The organism is Enterococcus sp. 3H8_DIV0648, from assembly GCF_002140655.1.
Classification (GTDB): Bacteria; Bacillota; Bacilli; order Lactobacillales; family Enterococcaceae; genus Enterococcus_A; species Enterococcus_A hulanensis.
Map to the genome: position 1 here is coordinate 259,359 of NZ_NGLG01000002.1, position 14,675 is coordinate 274,033.

Below are 14,675 nucleotides of genomic sequence, written 5' to 3' on the forward strand. Positions count from 1 at the left end.
GAATTGCTGTACAGAATATTGTACAATATATTTAAAGAAGACATTTACTACTTTTACGTACCTTATTGGAGAGGAGGAATAATAATGGAAGCAGTTGCTTATTCAAATTTCCGACAAAACTTAAAAAGTTACATGAGACAAGTGAATGATGATGCTGAAGCCTTGATCGTAACTAGTAAAGACATTGATGAAACAGTCGTTGTCATGGCAAAACGTGACTACGATTCTCTTCAAGAGACCCTGAGAATCCTTTCAAACTCCTATTTAATGGAAAAAATTCAAAAAGGAGAACAACAATTTCAAAATGGCAATTTTACGTCACACGACTTGATCGAGGAAGAGTCGGATGAATAAAGTTTGGTCAGATGCCGCATGGAATGACTACCTGTATTGGTACTGTCTCTTATACACATCTAGATGTGTATAGAAGATCTTTCTAGTGCTGATATAGAAACAAAAAATAATTTAGTTAGGAGGAAAACAAATGAATTATCAGGGAACATTGATTGCGGTAAAAGATATTGAACAGGCCAAAGCGTTTTATCAGTCCGTTTTAGAATTGGACGTGATGGTAGATGCTGGTGAGCATGTTCAATTGACAGAGGGAATCTTTTTACAGACGGTAGATAGTTGGGCGGATTTCATTCATAAGAAGGAAACAGAGGTCGTACTGGAGAATAATGCGATCGAATTGTATTTTGAAACGAAGGACATGGACGCTTTTATTGAGCGGTTGGCTGCACGAAAAGACATCGAGTATTTGCATCCGCTGCTGGAACATAGCTGGGGCCAGCGAGCAATTCGCTTTTATGATTTAGATAAGCACATTATCGAAGTGGCTGAAAGTATTGCAATGGTGGTTAAGCGTTTCATTGATTCTGGTATGACGATTGAAGAAGTGGCAGAGCGAACGGGTGTTGAGCCTCCATACATCAAAGATATTTTAGATAAGCTGTAAGAAATCGAGATATTGCACATCTGTGCAATATCTTTTTTTGGTTGGAATCGTTTCAGATTCTATTGACTGTATTTCTATTCACATGCTATTATATTTACGAAAGAAGTATATATTAGTTTCGAATGAAAAACGGAGGGTGTAATCATGAGTATTCAAATGAAGGAACAAAACGCGCCGTATTTTGGAAAATTAACCAATCGAATGAACCATTTCCGCGAGTCAGTGTTGACGAAAAAGCCCTATATTGATGCAGAGCGGGCATTGCTGGCAACAGAAGCTTACAAAGAACACCAAAATCAGCCAAGTACCGTAAAGCGGGCTTTGATGCTGCAAAATATTTTGGAAAAAATGTCGATCTATATTGAAGAAGATACATTGATCGTCGGCAATCAAGCATCTTCCAACCGTGATGCACCGATTTTTCCGGAATACACGATGGATTTTGTTATGAATGAGCTGGACTTATTTGAAAAACGAGACGGTGATGTTTTTTATATTACTGAGAAAACGAAGGAAGATCTGCGCTCGATCGCGCCTTTCTGGGAAAATAATAATTTACGTGCCAAAGGCTGGGCGCTGCTGCCGGATGAAGTGAGTGTCTTTATGGAGACAGGTTTCTTCGGAATGGAAGGCAAGCTGAATTCAGGCGATGCTCATTTAGCGGTGGATTATGGTCAAATGCTGCGAGTTGGCTTGAAGGGTTATCAGGAACGCACATTGAAGGAAAAAGCGGCGCTTGATTTGACGATTCCAGAAAGCTTAGATAAGTATCAATTTTATAAGGCAGTCTTGATTGTGATTGACGCGGTGAAAACTTTCGCGGAACGTTTCTCAGCATTGGCAAAGGAAAAAGCAGAAACTGCGAATCCGCAGCGGCGCGCTGAATTATTAGAAATCAGCCGAATCTGCAGCAAAGTTCCTTATGAACCAGCAGAAACTTTCCAAGAAGCGATCCAAGCAACGTGGTTCATCCAATTGCTTTTACAAATCGAATCGAATGGTCACTCGCTATCTTACGGCCGATTCGATCAATACATGTATCCATATTTGAAGGCGGATCTGGAAAAGGGCAACATCACCGAAGAAAAAGCGGTGGAGCTGTTGACCAACCTTTGGATCAAAACATTGACGGTCAATAAAGTCCGCAGTCAGGCCCATACCTTCAGCAGTGCCGGCAGCCCGCTTTATCAAAATGTTACGATCGGCGGCCAAACCCGCGACAAAAAAGATGCGGTCAACGAATTATCTTATTTAGTATTACGCAGTGTTGCTCAAACCAAATTGCCGCAGCCAAATCTAACGGTTCGTTATCATGCCGGCTTAGACAATCGGTTTATGAATGAATGTATCGAAGTGATGAAGCTTGGTTTTGGGATGCCGGCCTTCAATAATGATGAGATTATTATTCCATCCTTCATGAAGGTGGGTGTGACGGAAGAGGATGCTTATGATTACAGCGCGATCGGCTGTGTAGAGACGGCGGTTCCTGGGAAATGGGGCTATCGTTGTACCGGTATGAGCTACATGAACTTCCCGAAAATTTTGATGATCGCTATGAATGATGGGATCGACCCGGTTTCCGGCAAACGCTTTGTTAAAGGTTACGGACATTTCAAAGACATGAAATCTTATGCGGACCTGCAGGAAGCGTGGGATAAAACAGTACGGGAATTAACGCGGATGAGTGTGATCGTGGAAAATGCCATCGATCTTGGTCTGGAACGTGATGTACCGGATATTTTATGTTCGGCTCTGACGGAAGATTGTATCGGTCGCGGGAAAACCCTGAAAGAAGGCGGCGCGGTCTATGACTTTATCTCTGGTTTGCAAGTCGGTATCGCTAATATGGCGGATTCATTGGCAGCCATTAAGCAATTAGTTTTTGAAGAAGAAAAAGTGACGCCAGATGAATTGTGGGAAGCTTTGATGACGGATTACGAAAGTGAACGCAGCCAAGAAATCCAACAAATGATTCTAAATGACGTACCAAAATATGGAAATGACGATGATTCAGTCGATCAATTGATTACTGAAGCTTACGACAGCTACATCGATGAAATCGCGAAATATCCTAATACGCGGTATGGTCGCGGGCCAATCGGCGGGATTCGTTATTCAGGAACATCATCGATTTCTGCCAATGTTGGACAAGGCCGTGCAACGATGGCGACACCGGATGGACGGAATGCTTGGGTGCCGTTGGCAGAAGGCTGTTCACCATCGCATAATATGGACAAAAATGGACCAACGGCTGTCTTGAAATCTGTTTCGAAGTTAAGTACAGAGGACATTCTTGGCGGGGTGCTTTTGAATCAGAAGGTCAATCCGCAAACATTAGCTAAAGAAGAAGACAAACAAAAATTGATCATGCTGCTGCGGGCGTTTTTCAATAAACTGCACGGCTACCACATTCAATACAATGTGGTATCAAGAGACACCCTGATCGACGCGCAAAAGCATCCAGAAAAACACCGCGATTTGATCGTGCGGGTGGCTGGGTATTCAGCCTTCTTCAATGTGTTATCGAAGGCGACGCAGGATGATATTATTGAACGGACGGAACATGTGATTTAAATAGAGATTTTAGGACTTGGAAGAGCAATTTTCCAAGTCTTTTTTGCGTTTCATAATCGTTTCATAACATGAAACACTCCCCAATAATCGTTTCATTGATACATTCGAATCTCATGGTATAGACGGAGGAAAGCTTCGGATGCTAAGGTAAAAATATAAATAAAAGCGCTTACATTAAGAAAGGAGGATTCGATGAAAACGAAAAAGAAATTAGGTTTCTTCTCAATTTTGGCATTGGCTTTTTCTTCGGTTTTCTCGCTAGAGCTGATTTCTTCACAGGCAAAGTTAGGTCCGTCATTGATTTTTAACTTTATTTTTATCGGCTGTACTTATTTTTTATCCCACGGACTTATCTGTGCTGAATTGGGATCGACCTATCCAGATCAAGGCGGTATCTATGTCTGGGTCAAACGTGCATATGGCGATAAATGGGCTGCACGAACGACTTGGTGGTATTGGCTGAACGTCGCGGGCTTCATTCCAGCAACGGCAGTGGTGATGGTTTCGATTTTAAAAGAAATGTTTTTGCCTGATCTTTCAGTTTGGGGAATCGTTTTAGTTTGTATCGTTTGTGTGTGGTTTGTCGTGATTTTCAACTGTATTGATTTGCAGAAGGCTAAGTGGTTACCGATCATCAGCTCCATCAGTAAAGTCTTGGTGACACTGGTTTTGATTATTGGCGGTCTGTATTTTACTTTTACTCATGGTTTGCAGCATGCCTTTGCAGAAGATTCATGGTTGCCGGAATTAAACATTAGTTTTGTTGCACTGATCCCGGTGTATGTCTACAGTGTAACCGGTTTTGATCTGATCAGCTGTTCAGCCGGAGAATTGGAAAATCCCAGCAAAAATGTTCCTAAGACAGTTTTTCTAAGCGGCTTTTTTACGATTATTTTTTATATCTTGGCGGCTTCAGCGATTTTACTGGTCTTGCCAACAGGAGCAATCAGTGAAACATCAGGGCTTTTTGATACGGTAGTTGCGATGTTCGGCAGTAAATGGCTGGTGAATTTTATTGGAATGGTTACGTTTGTCGGCTTTTTGGGCTATGTCTTTGGCTGGGCCTTGGGTGGAAATAAGGTAGCGCTTGAAGCTGGCGAAAGCGGTGAGCTGCCGAAATTTTTTGCGAAGACGAATCGGGTGTATGCCCCTGTCGGCTCAGCGGTATTGTTGGGAATCGTATCGACGGGATTGTTGATCTTTTACGGAATAACTGCCAGTACCAGTGAAAACCTGTTTTGGACGTTGTTGGCATTTACCTCGATTATCTTTTTCTTGCCATATATCGTTTTAAGCTTTACGTTTTTGAAATTGCGAAAAATCGATTCAGACATCAAACGACCATTTAAAGTTCCTTTTGGTAAGAAAACCGCCTATATGGTCGCCATTGTTCATTGTATCTTTTTGATATTCAGCAGTATTTCTTTTTTGATCCCGCCTGAAGGTGACGATCCGCAGATTTACGTCATCAGCTTGGTGGCAGGCTTGATCTTATCTATCGGCTGCGGCGAAGGATTGATTCATATAGCAATGAAACAGCAAAAAGCATCGGTCATCGATGCATAAAAAATAAAGGAGTGTATTTAACATGGCAAAACGACTTGCTTCTACCCCAAAAAAAGACGGCTACCGGATGCCGGGAGAGTTTGAACCGCAGAAACAAATTTGGATGATTTGGCCAGAGCGGCCAGATAATTGGCAGCACGGCGGAAAGGATGCACAAAAAGCTTTTACCAATGTCGCAAAAGCAATCAGTAAATTCACCCCAGTGACAATGTGTGTGTCCGCTGCTCAATATGAACATTGCCGCAATACCTTGCCGGATGATATTCGAGTGGTCGAAGTGGCGAATGATGATGCTTGGATGCGGGATTGTGGACCAACCTTTGTGGTAAATGATCAAGGTGATGTGCGCGCGGTTGACTGGGATTTCAATGCGTGGGGCGGACTGGTTGATGGGTTGTATTTTCCATGGGCTGAGGATCAAAAGTTGGCCCAAAAGGTTTGCGAGATCGAATATATCGATACCTATCACACGCCTGATTTTGTTTTAGAAGGCGGCTCGATCCATGTGGATGGCGAAGGAACGGTGATGGTCACGGAAATGTGCTTATTATCAGAAGGACGCAATCCGCATCTGAATAAAGAAGAAATTGAAGAGATGCTGAAGGAATACTTGAATGTTGAAAAAGTGCTGTGGGTGAAAAACGGAATCGATCCTGAGGAAACAAATGGTCATATTGATGATGTGGCCTGCTTTGTACGGCCGGGTGAAGCAGCGTGTATCTACACCGATGACAAAAACCATCCGTTTTATGAAGTAGCCAAAGAAACCTATGATTATTTAAGTAATCAAACGGATGCAAAGGGACGTAAACTTAAGGTTCATAAGCTTTGTACCACGATTGACCCGGTGACTTATGGCGAGGAATATGAAGTTGATACCGTGGCCGGAAGTATCCCAAGACATGAGGATGATATTTGTATTACTTCGTATATGAATTTTCTGATTACCAATGGCGCGATTATCGCACCACAGTATGGTGATAAAAATGATGCTCTGGCGTTAGAGCAATTACAGGAAATGTTCCCAGAGTATGAGATCGTTGGAGTACAAACGAGGCAAGTAGTTTATGGCGGCGGCAACATTCATTGCATTACTCAGCAGCAGCCAAAGGGATAGATTGACAGTTTTGCTAGTCTACTATGAACCAATCAGATTAGCTGAATAAAATCTTAATAGGAAGAAGGAGCAGAAGAATGAGACATTTTATTGATACGAATGATTTTACTAAGGAAGAATTACTGGATATCATCACTCTTTCCTTATTGATTAAGGATTGTGTAAAGAAAGGCTATTATCCGCCATTGATGCGTCGAAAAACTTTGGGAATGATCTTCCAGCAAAGTTCCACACGTACACGGGTTTCTTTTGAAACAGCGATGGAGCAATTGGGCGGACACGCACAGTATTTAGGTCCCGGGATGATTCAATTAGGGGGCCATGAAACGATCGAGGATACGGGGAAGGTTCTTTCTCGCTTAGTAGACATCGTAATGGCCCGAGTAGCTGAGCATCAGACAGTAGTAGATTTAGCTGCTGCCGCGAGTGTCCCGATCATCAATGCGATGAGCGATTACAATCATCCAACACAGGAAATCGGAGATCTTTGTACTATTGCAGAAAATCTTCCGGAAGGCAAAAAGTTAGCAGACTGTAAGGTAACCTTTGTAGGAGATGCGACGCAAGTCTGTGCTTCATTAGGATTTGTAACAACGAAATTAGGGATGCATTTTGTGCAATACGGACCTAAAGGTTACCAGTTGACGGAGGAACATCAGGCGATTTTAGAAAAAAATGTTCAAGAAAACGGCGGAAGCTGGTTAGTGACGGATGATCCGGCAAAGGCTTTGCCAGGAACGGATTTTGTTTATACCGATGTTTGGTACGGCTTATACGAAAGCGAGTTATCGCCAGAAGAACGTCAGCGAATCTTTATGCCAAAATATCAAGTAAATCGTGATTTATTAGCACAATGCAGCTTAGGCGTAAAATTTTTACACTGTTTGCCGGCTACTCGAGGAGAAGAAGTAACCGATGAAGTTTTAGATTCGGCGGTTTCGTTAGCCTTTGATGAAGCTGAAAATCGTTTGACGGCTATGCGCGGGTTATTAGTATATTTGACAAATTATCAAAGTGACGGCAGCGAGTATGAGCAGCTGGCGGCGAAAGAAAAGTTAGATGACTTTTTAGAAACACTGGAATAGGCGGGATGAAAATGGCAAAAATCGTAGTAGCACTCGGCGGCAATGCGTTAGGAAATTCAGCCGATGAACAATTGTCGCGGGCACAATTGGCGGCAAAATCAATTGTCGATCTGATTATTCAAGGACACAAAGTAGTGATCGCCCATGGAAATGGTCCGCAGGTCGGGCAAATTCGATTGGCCTTTGAAAACAGCGGCGAAGAAGTCATGCCTTTAGCTGAATGTATTGCAATGAGCCAAGGCTACATCGGATATCACCTGCAGCAGGCGATTGACGAAGAGCTGGTCAGCCGCGGTATCGAGAATGTCCCGGTTATTTCCATGCTGACACAAGTCGTAGTGGATGCAGATGATCCGGCATTTCAGCAGCCGACAAAGCCGATCGGTGGTTATTACACAGAAGAAGCAGCCAAGAAACTGATGAGAGAGACTGGAGCGCCCTACCAAGAGGATGCCGGCAGAGGCTGGCGTCGGGTAGTACCTTCTCCTAAACCAATCGATATTTACGAAAAGATCAGCTTGCAGACTTTAGTCGACGCTGGACAGGTAGTGATTGCTTGCGGAGGAGGCGGCATTCCGGTTGTTTATCGCGGGGCGAGATATCAAGGGGTCGATGCGGTGATCGATAAGGATTTCGCGGCGGCGAAAATGGCGACGCTGATCGAAGCCGATGTCTTTGTCATTTTGACCGCTGTCGATTATGTCTATGTTGATTTTGGCAAAGAGAATCAACGGGCTTTGAAGGAAGTTTCCTTAGCTGATATGCAGCAGTACATTGCGGAAAAACAATTTCCAGCGGGCAGTATGCTGCCTAAAGTAGAAGCGGCTTGCGAGTTTGTCCGAAGCGGCAAAGAAAAAACTGCCATCATTGCCAATTTAGAGCAAGTTGCTCAGGCAATTACAGCAGAAACAGGAACGATTATTCGTTCGTAAGGGAACGCTTCAAGCGTTTATAGAGAATCAACTCAACGATCGCGATCATTGAGATCCGCGAGGTCATGTCAAGGCTGTCATAAATGATTTCATCGGTAAAGATGTAAAAATCAATGTCGCATAAATTTTGTACCACATTGGTCACTGCACGGGTAAAGGAGACAATCGTGGCTTGTGAAGCCTGTTTGACTAATTCAATCGTTTCGATAATCGCCGAATTATCTCCCGTATAGGCAAAAACGAAGAGAATATCATTGTCTTTGATATTGTGAAGGGCATTGCGGACCGCGGCTTTATCAGAAAGAAGAATGGATTGAAAGCCTTGCGCGGTAAACAGCCAATCAACATAATGCAGCGCCTGCTGATCCAATTCTTCGCCGATTAAATAAATCACAGGATCGTTATCCAACAATTGATTAAAGGTTTCCATCCGTTCTTGGTCAGCCACGCGGATGGATTCCATAATATTTTTCAAATATTCTTCTCTGTAATCTTTTTGTTTTACAGAATGGGGTATTTCTTGCGGTGCTTCGGAGGTATTCAACAGACTGTCAACGAAATCACTGTAGCCCTCAAAGCCCAACTTTTTGGTAAAACGGAAAATGGTCGCCGAAGACACGAAGCATTTTTTAGCCAATTGACGGATGCTGTAATGCTTGGCTTCATCAAAATTTTTCAACACGTAGTTAAAAATCCGCTTTTCTGATTCGTTTAGGTGCGAGATGTTTTGGTTGGCTGCGGAATAAAAATTTTTCGTTTCTGTCAAAAAACCACCTGCTTTCTTATTACTATATTATAACCTAATTTTCGAGTATTCATCGACTCAATTTGACTAACTGGAGGTCTAGCATAATGAAATTGTCCCATAATAAAAACTATCCAACGAAGCATTTTTTAGACAACTATGATCTTTCGAAAGAAGAGATCCAAGATATTTTAAGTACCATCGTTCAATTAAAGGAGGCGGCTTATCAAAATGCCGTTCCGCAATTATTGCAAGGCGCAACGCTGGCAATGATTTTTGAAGAACCTTCTACCCGAACACGCGTATCCTTTGAGACTGCTATGACTGAGTTAGGCGGGCACGCTCTATACTTGAAGCCTGGGGAGATACATTTTGGTTCTCACGAAGCGATCAAAGATACCGCGCAAGTATTATCAAGTATGTGTGATGGTATCATGCTGCGGACAGAGGATCATGAGCTGGTATTAAATTTAGCAAAACATGCGACGGTTCCTGTCTTTAACGCGATGACGTACTATATTCATCCGACGCAAGGGTTGGCGGATGTGTTGACCATGATGGAGCATCTGCCTGAGGACAAAACGTTGGATGATATCCAAATCGTTTTTGTCGGTGATTCGGGGGAAAATGGCATCATGGCGATGGAACATGCTCATCTGGCGGCATCGTTAGGGTTAAATTACACGATTGCTTCGCCTAAACGGTATTCCATCAGCCAAACTGAAATAGATAAGGTCAATAAAAAAATGGCTGCTACCGGAGGCTCATTGACGGTGACAGAAAATGTTGAAACAGCCGTAAAACAGGCGGATTTTATCATCCCGGATGTCTGGTATTATTATGGTTATGAGGATGAAAAAGAAGAACGGACAGCAGCCTTTTATCCTCGCTATCAATTAAATATGGATATGCTGAACATGGCACCAGAGCACTGCAAAGCAATGCATTGTCTGCCGGCGAATCGCGAAGTTGAAATCACCAGCGAGGTCCTAGATCATCCAACGCGCTCGTTAGTTTTCCAAGAGGCGGAGAATCGCCTGCATGTTCAAAGAGGGTTGCTGGCTTGGTATTTGTATCCGCGGTTGAAACGTGCGGATCAGCAGACCAAAGTTTATTATGAGGGGAAAATGCGTGCCTTCCTTGATCAAAGACTAAGCTAGAAAGGAGCGTGACAGAGTATGGAAAATGTAAAAAAGCTGGGCTTCATTGATATTGTTTCACTTTCATTTGCGGCGGTTTTTTCTCTGGAGCTGATCGCATCACAAGCCTCAATGGGCCCTTCGCTGATCTTTTGTTTCATTGTGCTTGGCGTGACCTTTTTCCTTTCCCATGGATTGATTTGTGCCGAACTTGGTTCCACTTATCCTGATCAAGGCGGGATCTATGTTTGGATCAAGCGCGCCTATGGTGATCGTTGGGCGGCACGGACAACTTGGTGGTATTGGATTAATGTTGCTGGTTTTATCCCATCGACTTTAGTCGTGATGGGGTCTATCTTGCAGATGTTGTTCTTTCCTAATCTTTCGGTTTGGGGAATGGTCATTTTTTGTATTATTTGTACATGGTTCATCGTCGCCTTCAATTGTATCGATTTGCAGGATGCCAAATGGCTCACTATGATCAGTACGATTTGTAAATTGATCGCCTGTTTGGCATTGATCGTCGGAGCAGTCATGACCTTGACTTCAAAAGGTTCACAGACTGAATTTTCTATGAAAACGATCATTCCGAACTTCGATCTGAGTTTCTTCTCGTTGGTTCCAGTGTATGTGTATGCCTTGACTGGTTATGATCTAATCAGCTGTTCGGCAGGAGAGATGGAAAATCCCAGCAAGAATGTACCGAAGGCGGTATTTTCCAGCGGGATCTGTACGATCGTTTTATACATTATCGCAGCAGTTGCTATGTTGATTATCCTGCCAGTTGATCAAATCGATCCGGATTCTGGCTTGTTCACTGCCTTTGGAAAAGTATTTGGAACCCAAGTAATGATAGGCGTAGCAGTCATTTCCTTCATCGCCTTCTTAGGTTACATTTTCAGTTGGGCTTTAGGCGGGAACAAAGCTGCGCTAGAGGCGGGTCTGGAAGGAGAATTGCCTAAAATTTTCGCTAAGACCAATAAGGTTCATGCACCAATCGGTTCAGCTATTCTTTTAGGCTTATCATCGACTGCGCTGTTAGTTTTTTATGGTCTGATTGCTTCTAGCAACGCCAATTTGTTCTGGACATTGCTTTCTTTCACATCGATCATTTTCTTTTTACCGTATATCGTGCTTTCTTTTGCCTTTGTTACATTGCGCAAAAAAGATCCCACAATTGATCGTCCGTTTAGAATTCCTGGAGGCGAAGGGATTGGGAAATTAGTCGCAGGTGTTCAATTTATCTTCTTTGCATTTAGTACGATCTTTTTCTTTTTACCGCCAGAAGGTGAGAATCCTGTTTCTTATGTGCTGTTCCTAGTTGTCGGAGTCGGTCTGGCCGTTGTAGTAGGTGAGTGGCTGATCGACAAATCCATCAAAGAACGAACCTTGAGAGAAGCAGAGTCTAGTGAATAAAACTAAACCACAGAAGTTAGCTGCTGAAGCGAACTTCTGTGGTTTTTTAAATAGGCAATGAGCTATAAAGATAATTCAGCCATTCAGAATCTTTCCGGCGATTATCAAAAGGGACATAGCCGTTGTATTTATAAATATAGTCGATTTTCCAACCGCCGTTCTTGGTTTTCTTTTCATTCAGTAGTTGCAGTAACTCGTTCACTCTTGGATCATTCATACATTGAGCTTTTTTAATAATGTATGCGAGATCCGTCAAAGAAAGGTGATAGCTTTGAGGAAACATGCTTTCTGTGATATGCGGACTGATCGGTTGTTTGTTTGAAAGTCGGCGGAACATCTGGTGCTTAAGCATGTAATCAACGCCTTGCCGAATCATTTCATTAACCTGATTATCAGCAGAATCGACTATTTCTTGATAGGTCAGCAGAGCCCGCACGGTTTTGCCGATGCCGATAAAACAGGGAACATTCTTCATACAGCCGCCAAACTTGCAGATGCCTTTGTGAGGCCACGTTGTTTTCTGCTCACGATCAAAAACTTGATACCGCTTGATCCAATTAAGGGCGTTTTGACCTTCCTCCGATTTTCCTAAACCTAGCCGACAATAGGCTTCGAAAAGCAGAGCATTATAGCATGGGACGATTTCTTCCAGTTTTCCAGTAAAGGCGAATCCTTCCGGTGTTGCTAAGTATTGATTTGTAAAAGCTATCAAATCTTGAGTGACCGGCAGCAGCTCGGCATAAGGAATTTCTGACAGACCAACCAAGGCAAAGACTTTTCCTAACGGCTTTAGTTCACTTAGTTCGGTATATTTTTTTATGATTTCTGACTGGTTGAGATAGGTTAAGGGGTCTTTGATTGCTTCTCCTTGATCAACTTTTATGCGTAATATCAATGCTTGATCCATCTGAGGGCACGTCCTTTCCGTTATGACTATTATCTCAAAATTTGAGGGAAATGAAAGTGTAGTAGATGTATTTTTGTGGTGGTCTATTATGAAAAAGAGTGGGAAGTTAAAATATCATACAAGACAAAAGCACACCAATCTTCATTATTTGAGGATCAGTGTGCTTTTATTATCCATTAATACTCAGTTCTTTGATTTCTAGGATTTGAATATCATTGATGAATCTGGTTACTTGAGCTTTGTTGATGGTACCGTTCGTTTCAAACAAGGAATTGGAGATGCCGCAAGCCATTGCGTACTTGATCGAGTCCTCGAAGGAATAGCCATTACTGATGGCAAACGCCATTCCGCCAACGGTAGAATCGCCGCAGCCAGTAGTATTGACGATATCAACTTTGGGAATCTGTACATCATAGATTGTCGAATCGTGTTTGACGATCGCACCATCGCCGCCTTGGGAGATCATGATTGTTTCAATATTGTCAAAAAGCGGATCATGTAAAATAGTGATAAGCTCTTCGTTTGTTTGGATATCTTTTCCGACAAGCTCTTCTAATTCGTGGGAATTAGGTTTGATAAAACTAGGACGAACAGCCGATTGTGTTAAAACATTTTCCAATTGTTCGCCGGAAATATCCATTAAAATCGGAAATTTTTCCCCTACGATTGATCGAATAAAGTGAAGCAGCTGTAAGTGAAAAGTTGAATCATCAGAATTTACTGAACCAGAAATACAAATCACGTCAATTGCGTATTTTTTTAAGAGATGAGCGATATGCTGGAAGAAAAGCTGCTCATTCTCCTTAGAAAGATAAAGGCCTTTTTCCACAAGCTCGGTATGAGTGTTGCCATCGTGCATGATGGTTATCGCATTACGCGAATTGCCTTCAACTGAGAGGAACTCAAGCTGATAACGATCCTCAGCAATCAAGGTATCTAAAATCATCTTTCCTACAGGACCGCCTAGAATCCCTGTCAATACGACACCTTCGCCAGATTGGGCAATCACTCTGCCGGCATTGATGCCCTTTCCGCCGATCGATGTATGGGGATTTTCGACGCGATTGACCTGATCTAGATTCAGTGAAGAAACAAGATAGTTGTAATCCATTGAAGGATTTAGTGTAATCGTCAGAATCATTCCTGTTCCTCCTTAATGATTGTCGTGAAGGAACTGTAATACTCCATCGTAGTATCTGATAGTTTGTTATCGGTAACTAAATAGTCCACATCAGACAATGAATAGAAGGTATAAACATCTGATCGGTTGAATTTAGAGCTGTCAGCAACAACACACTTCTTGCGAGAATGAGCAAAGGCCACTCGTTGGATCGAGCCTTCGATTGAATTTGCGGTGGTGACATTGTTATCAAAGACGCCATTGGTAGCCGCAAAGGCAATATCGATATTTAAGTTGTCAAAACTCTTTTCGGCAATTTCGCCATAAAACTCTTCAGTTGTTCGTGAAAATTCGCCGCCCGTCAGCAACACACGATAATCCGTGTTATAAATCAAATAATTAAAAGCCAGCAGACTATTTGTGATGACAAATAAGTTTGCTTTTTTGATTTCTGGCAGGGCATGAAGCATCGTCGTTCCAGCGCCGATGTAGATCGTATCGTTATCTGAAATAATACTGTTCATCACTTTTCCGATAAACTTTTTCTCTGGAACATTGGTATCGATTTTTTCTTGAGTGGAGAGTTCCTGCTCAATTTTTTCAAGCTTTTGCGCGCCGCCGTAGATTTTTACTAATAAAGATTGTTCGGCAAGTTCATTGATGTCTCTGCGGATCGTCATATCCGAAACACCTAAATTTGAAGATATTTCTGGAATGGATAAGTAGTCATTTTCATGTAACAAATCCAAAATTCTTTCTTGTCGCTCTTTTTTTAACATGAAATCACCTCGTATAAGTAAGCTCTTACAATCGACCATAATTCATTCGACCGTGTCTATACATTAATTAATAGCATTTAAAGTCGGAAAAAGCAAGGAAAAAATGTTCATCTATGTTAATGTTTGTTAAAATTTTGCGATTGCATTTAATGAAGCTTGTTTTTGTTTGAAATAAAAAGAAAAGAAAGCGTTGACAAACGATTTTAAGCGTTGTATATTTACATTGTAAAACACATCTTAACAAAGTTTAACAAAATGTTTCAACAGATGTTAGAAAGGAGTGAATCATTAATGGACTACAAAGAGATGTTTGATCAGCAGCTGATCAGTCTTGAAG

General features: G+C 42.2%; 13 protein-coding genes. 9 read left to right on the plus strand and 4 right to left on the minus strand.

Going from position 1 to position 14,675, the window contains the following annotated elements; all coding sequences use genetic code 11:
* Positions 1-84 precede the first annotated feature (84 nt).
* The 7 genes from A5875_RS17665 to arcC all read left to right on the plus strand — a co-directional run bounded on the left by A5875_RS17665 (position 85) and on the right by arcC (position 8,232).
* Positions 85-354 carry a type II toxin-antitoxin system Phd/YefM family antitoxin gene (locus tag A5875_RS17665; RefSeq protein WP_088934909.1) on the plus strand — a complete coding sequence of 90 codons (270 nt, stop codon included), beginning with the start codon at positions 85-87 and terminating at the stop codon, positions 352-354.
* 130 nt (positions 355-484) lie between these two features.
* Complete coding sequence (locus tag A5875_RS17670; RefSeq protein WP_088934910.1) at positions 485-958, plus strand: VOC family protein; 474 nt, start codon at positions 485-487, stop codon at positions 956-958.
* Between the two features lie 156 nt (positions 959-1,114).
* Positions 1,115-3,532, plus strand: coding sequence for a glycyl radical protein (locus A5875_RS17675; RefSeq protein ID WP_088935839.1), 2,418 nt, complete (start codon positions 1,115-1,117; stop codon positions 3,530-3,532).
* Positions 3,533-3,724: 192 nt separating this feature from the next.
* Positions 3,725-5,098 (plus strand): APC family permease, encoded by a 1,374-nt coding sequence (locus tag A5875_RS17680; protein ID WP_088934911.1) that lies wholly within the window; start codon positions 3,725-3,727, stop codon positions 5,096-5,098.
* A 22-nt stretch (positions 5,099-5,120) separates the two neighbouring features.
* Positions 5,121-6,215 (plus strand): agmatine deiminase, encoded by a 1,095-nt coding sequence (gene aguA, locus A5875_RS17685; protein ID WP_088934912.1) that lies wholly within the window; start codon positions 5,121-5,123, stop codon positions 6,213-6,215.
* A gap of 77 nt (positions 6,216-6,292) precedes the next feature.
* On the plus strand, positions 6,293-7,300 hold the full coding sequence (gene ptcA, locus A5875_RS17690) for a putrescine carbamoyltransferase (RefSeq protein WP_088934913.1): 1,008 nt from the start codon (positions 6,293-6,295) through the stop codon (positions 7,298-7,300).
* A gap of 11 nt (positions 7,301-7,311) precedes the next feature.
* Complete coding sequence (gene arcC, locus A5875_RS17695; protein ID WP_088934914.1) at positions 7,312-8,232, plus strand: carbamate kinase; 921 nt, start codon at positions 7,312-7,314, stop codon at positions 8,230-8,232.
* On the opposite strand, the gene A5875_RS17700 is transcribed toward arcC, so the two are convergent.
* Positions 8,219-8,998, minus strand: coding sequence for a MurR/RpiR family transcriptional regulator (locus A5875_RS17700; protein ID WP_088934915.1), 780 nt, complete (start codon positions 8,996-8,998; stop codon positions 8,219-8,221). The two genes, arcC and A5875_RS17700, sit on opposite strands and share 14 nt — an antisense overlap.
* 86 nt (positions 8,999-9,084) lie before the next feature.
* On the opposite strand from A5875_RS17700, the gene argF reads away from it, so the two are divergent.
* On the plus strand, positions 9,085-10,137 hold the full coding sequence (argF, locus tag A5875_RS17705; protein WP_088934916.1) for an ornithine carbamoyltransferase: 1,053 nt from the start codon (positions 9,085-9,087) through the stop codon (positions 10,135-10,137).
* Positions 10,138-10,155: 18 nt separating this feature from the next.
* Complete coding sequence (locus A5875_RS17710) at positions 10,156-11,532, plus strand: APC family permease (RefSeq protein WP_088934917.1); 1,377 nt, start codon at positions 10,156-10,158, stop codon at positions 11,530-11,532.
* 46 nt (positions 11,533-11,578) lie between these two features.
* On the opposite strand, the gene A5875_RS17715 is transcribed toward A5875_RS17710, so the two are convergent.
* The 3 genes from A5875_RS17715 to A5875_RS17725 form a co-directional block, all read right to left on the minus strand.
* Complete coding sequence (locus A5875_RS17715; protein WP_088934918.1) at positions 11,579-12,439, minus strand: hypothetical protein; 861 nt, start codon at positions 12,437-12,439, stop codon at positions 11,579-11,581.
* Positions 12,440-12,608: 169 nt separating this feature from the next.
* Positions 12,609-13,580 carry a 1-phosphofructokinase family hexose kinase gene (locus tag A5875_RS17720; RefSeq protein ID WP_088934919.1) on the minus strand — a complete coding sequence of 324 codons (972 nt, stop codon included), beginning with the start codon at positions 13,578-13,580 and terminating at the stop codon, positions 12,609-12,611.
* Entirely contained in the window at positions 13,577-14,338 is a 762-nt protein-coding gene (locus A5875_RS17725) for a DeoR/GlpR family DNA-binding transcription regulator (RefSeq protein ID WP_088934920.1), read from the minus strand. The genes A5875_RS17720 and A5875_RS17725 overlap by 4 nt, the downstream gene beginning before the upstream one ends.
* Positions 14,339-14,675: the final 337 nt, after the last annotated feature.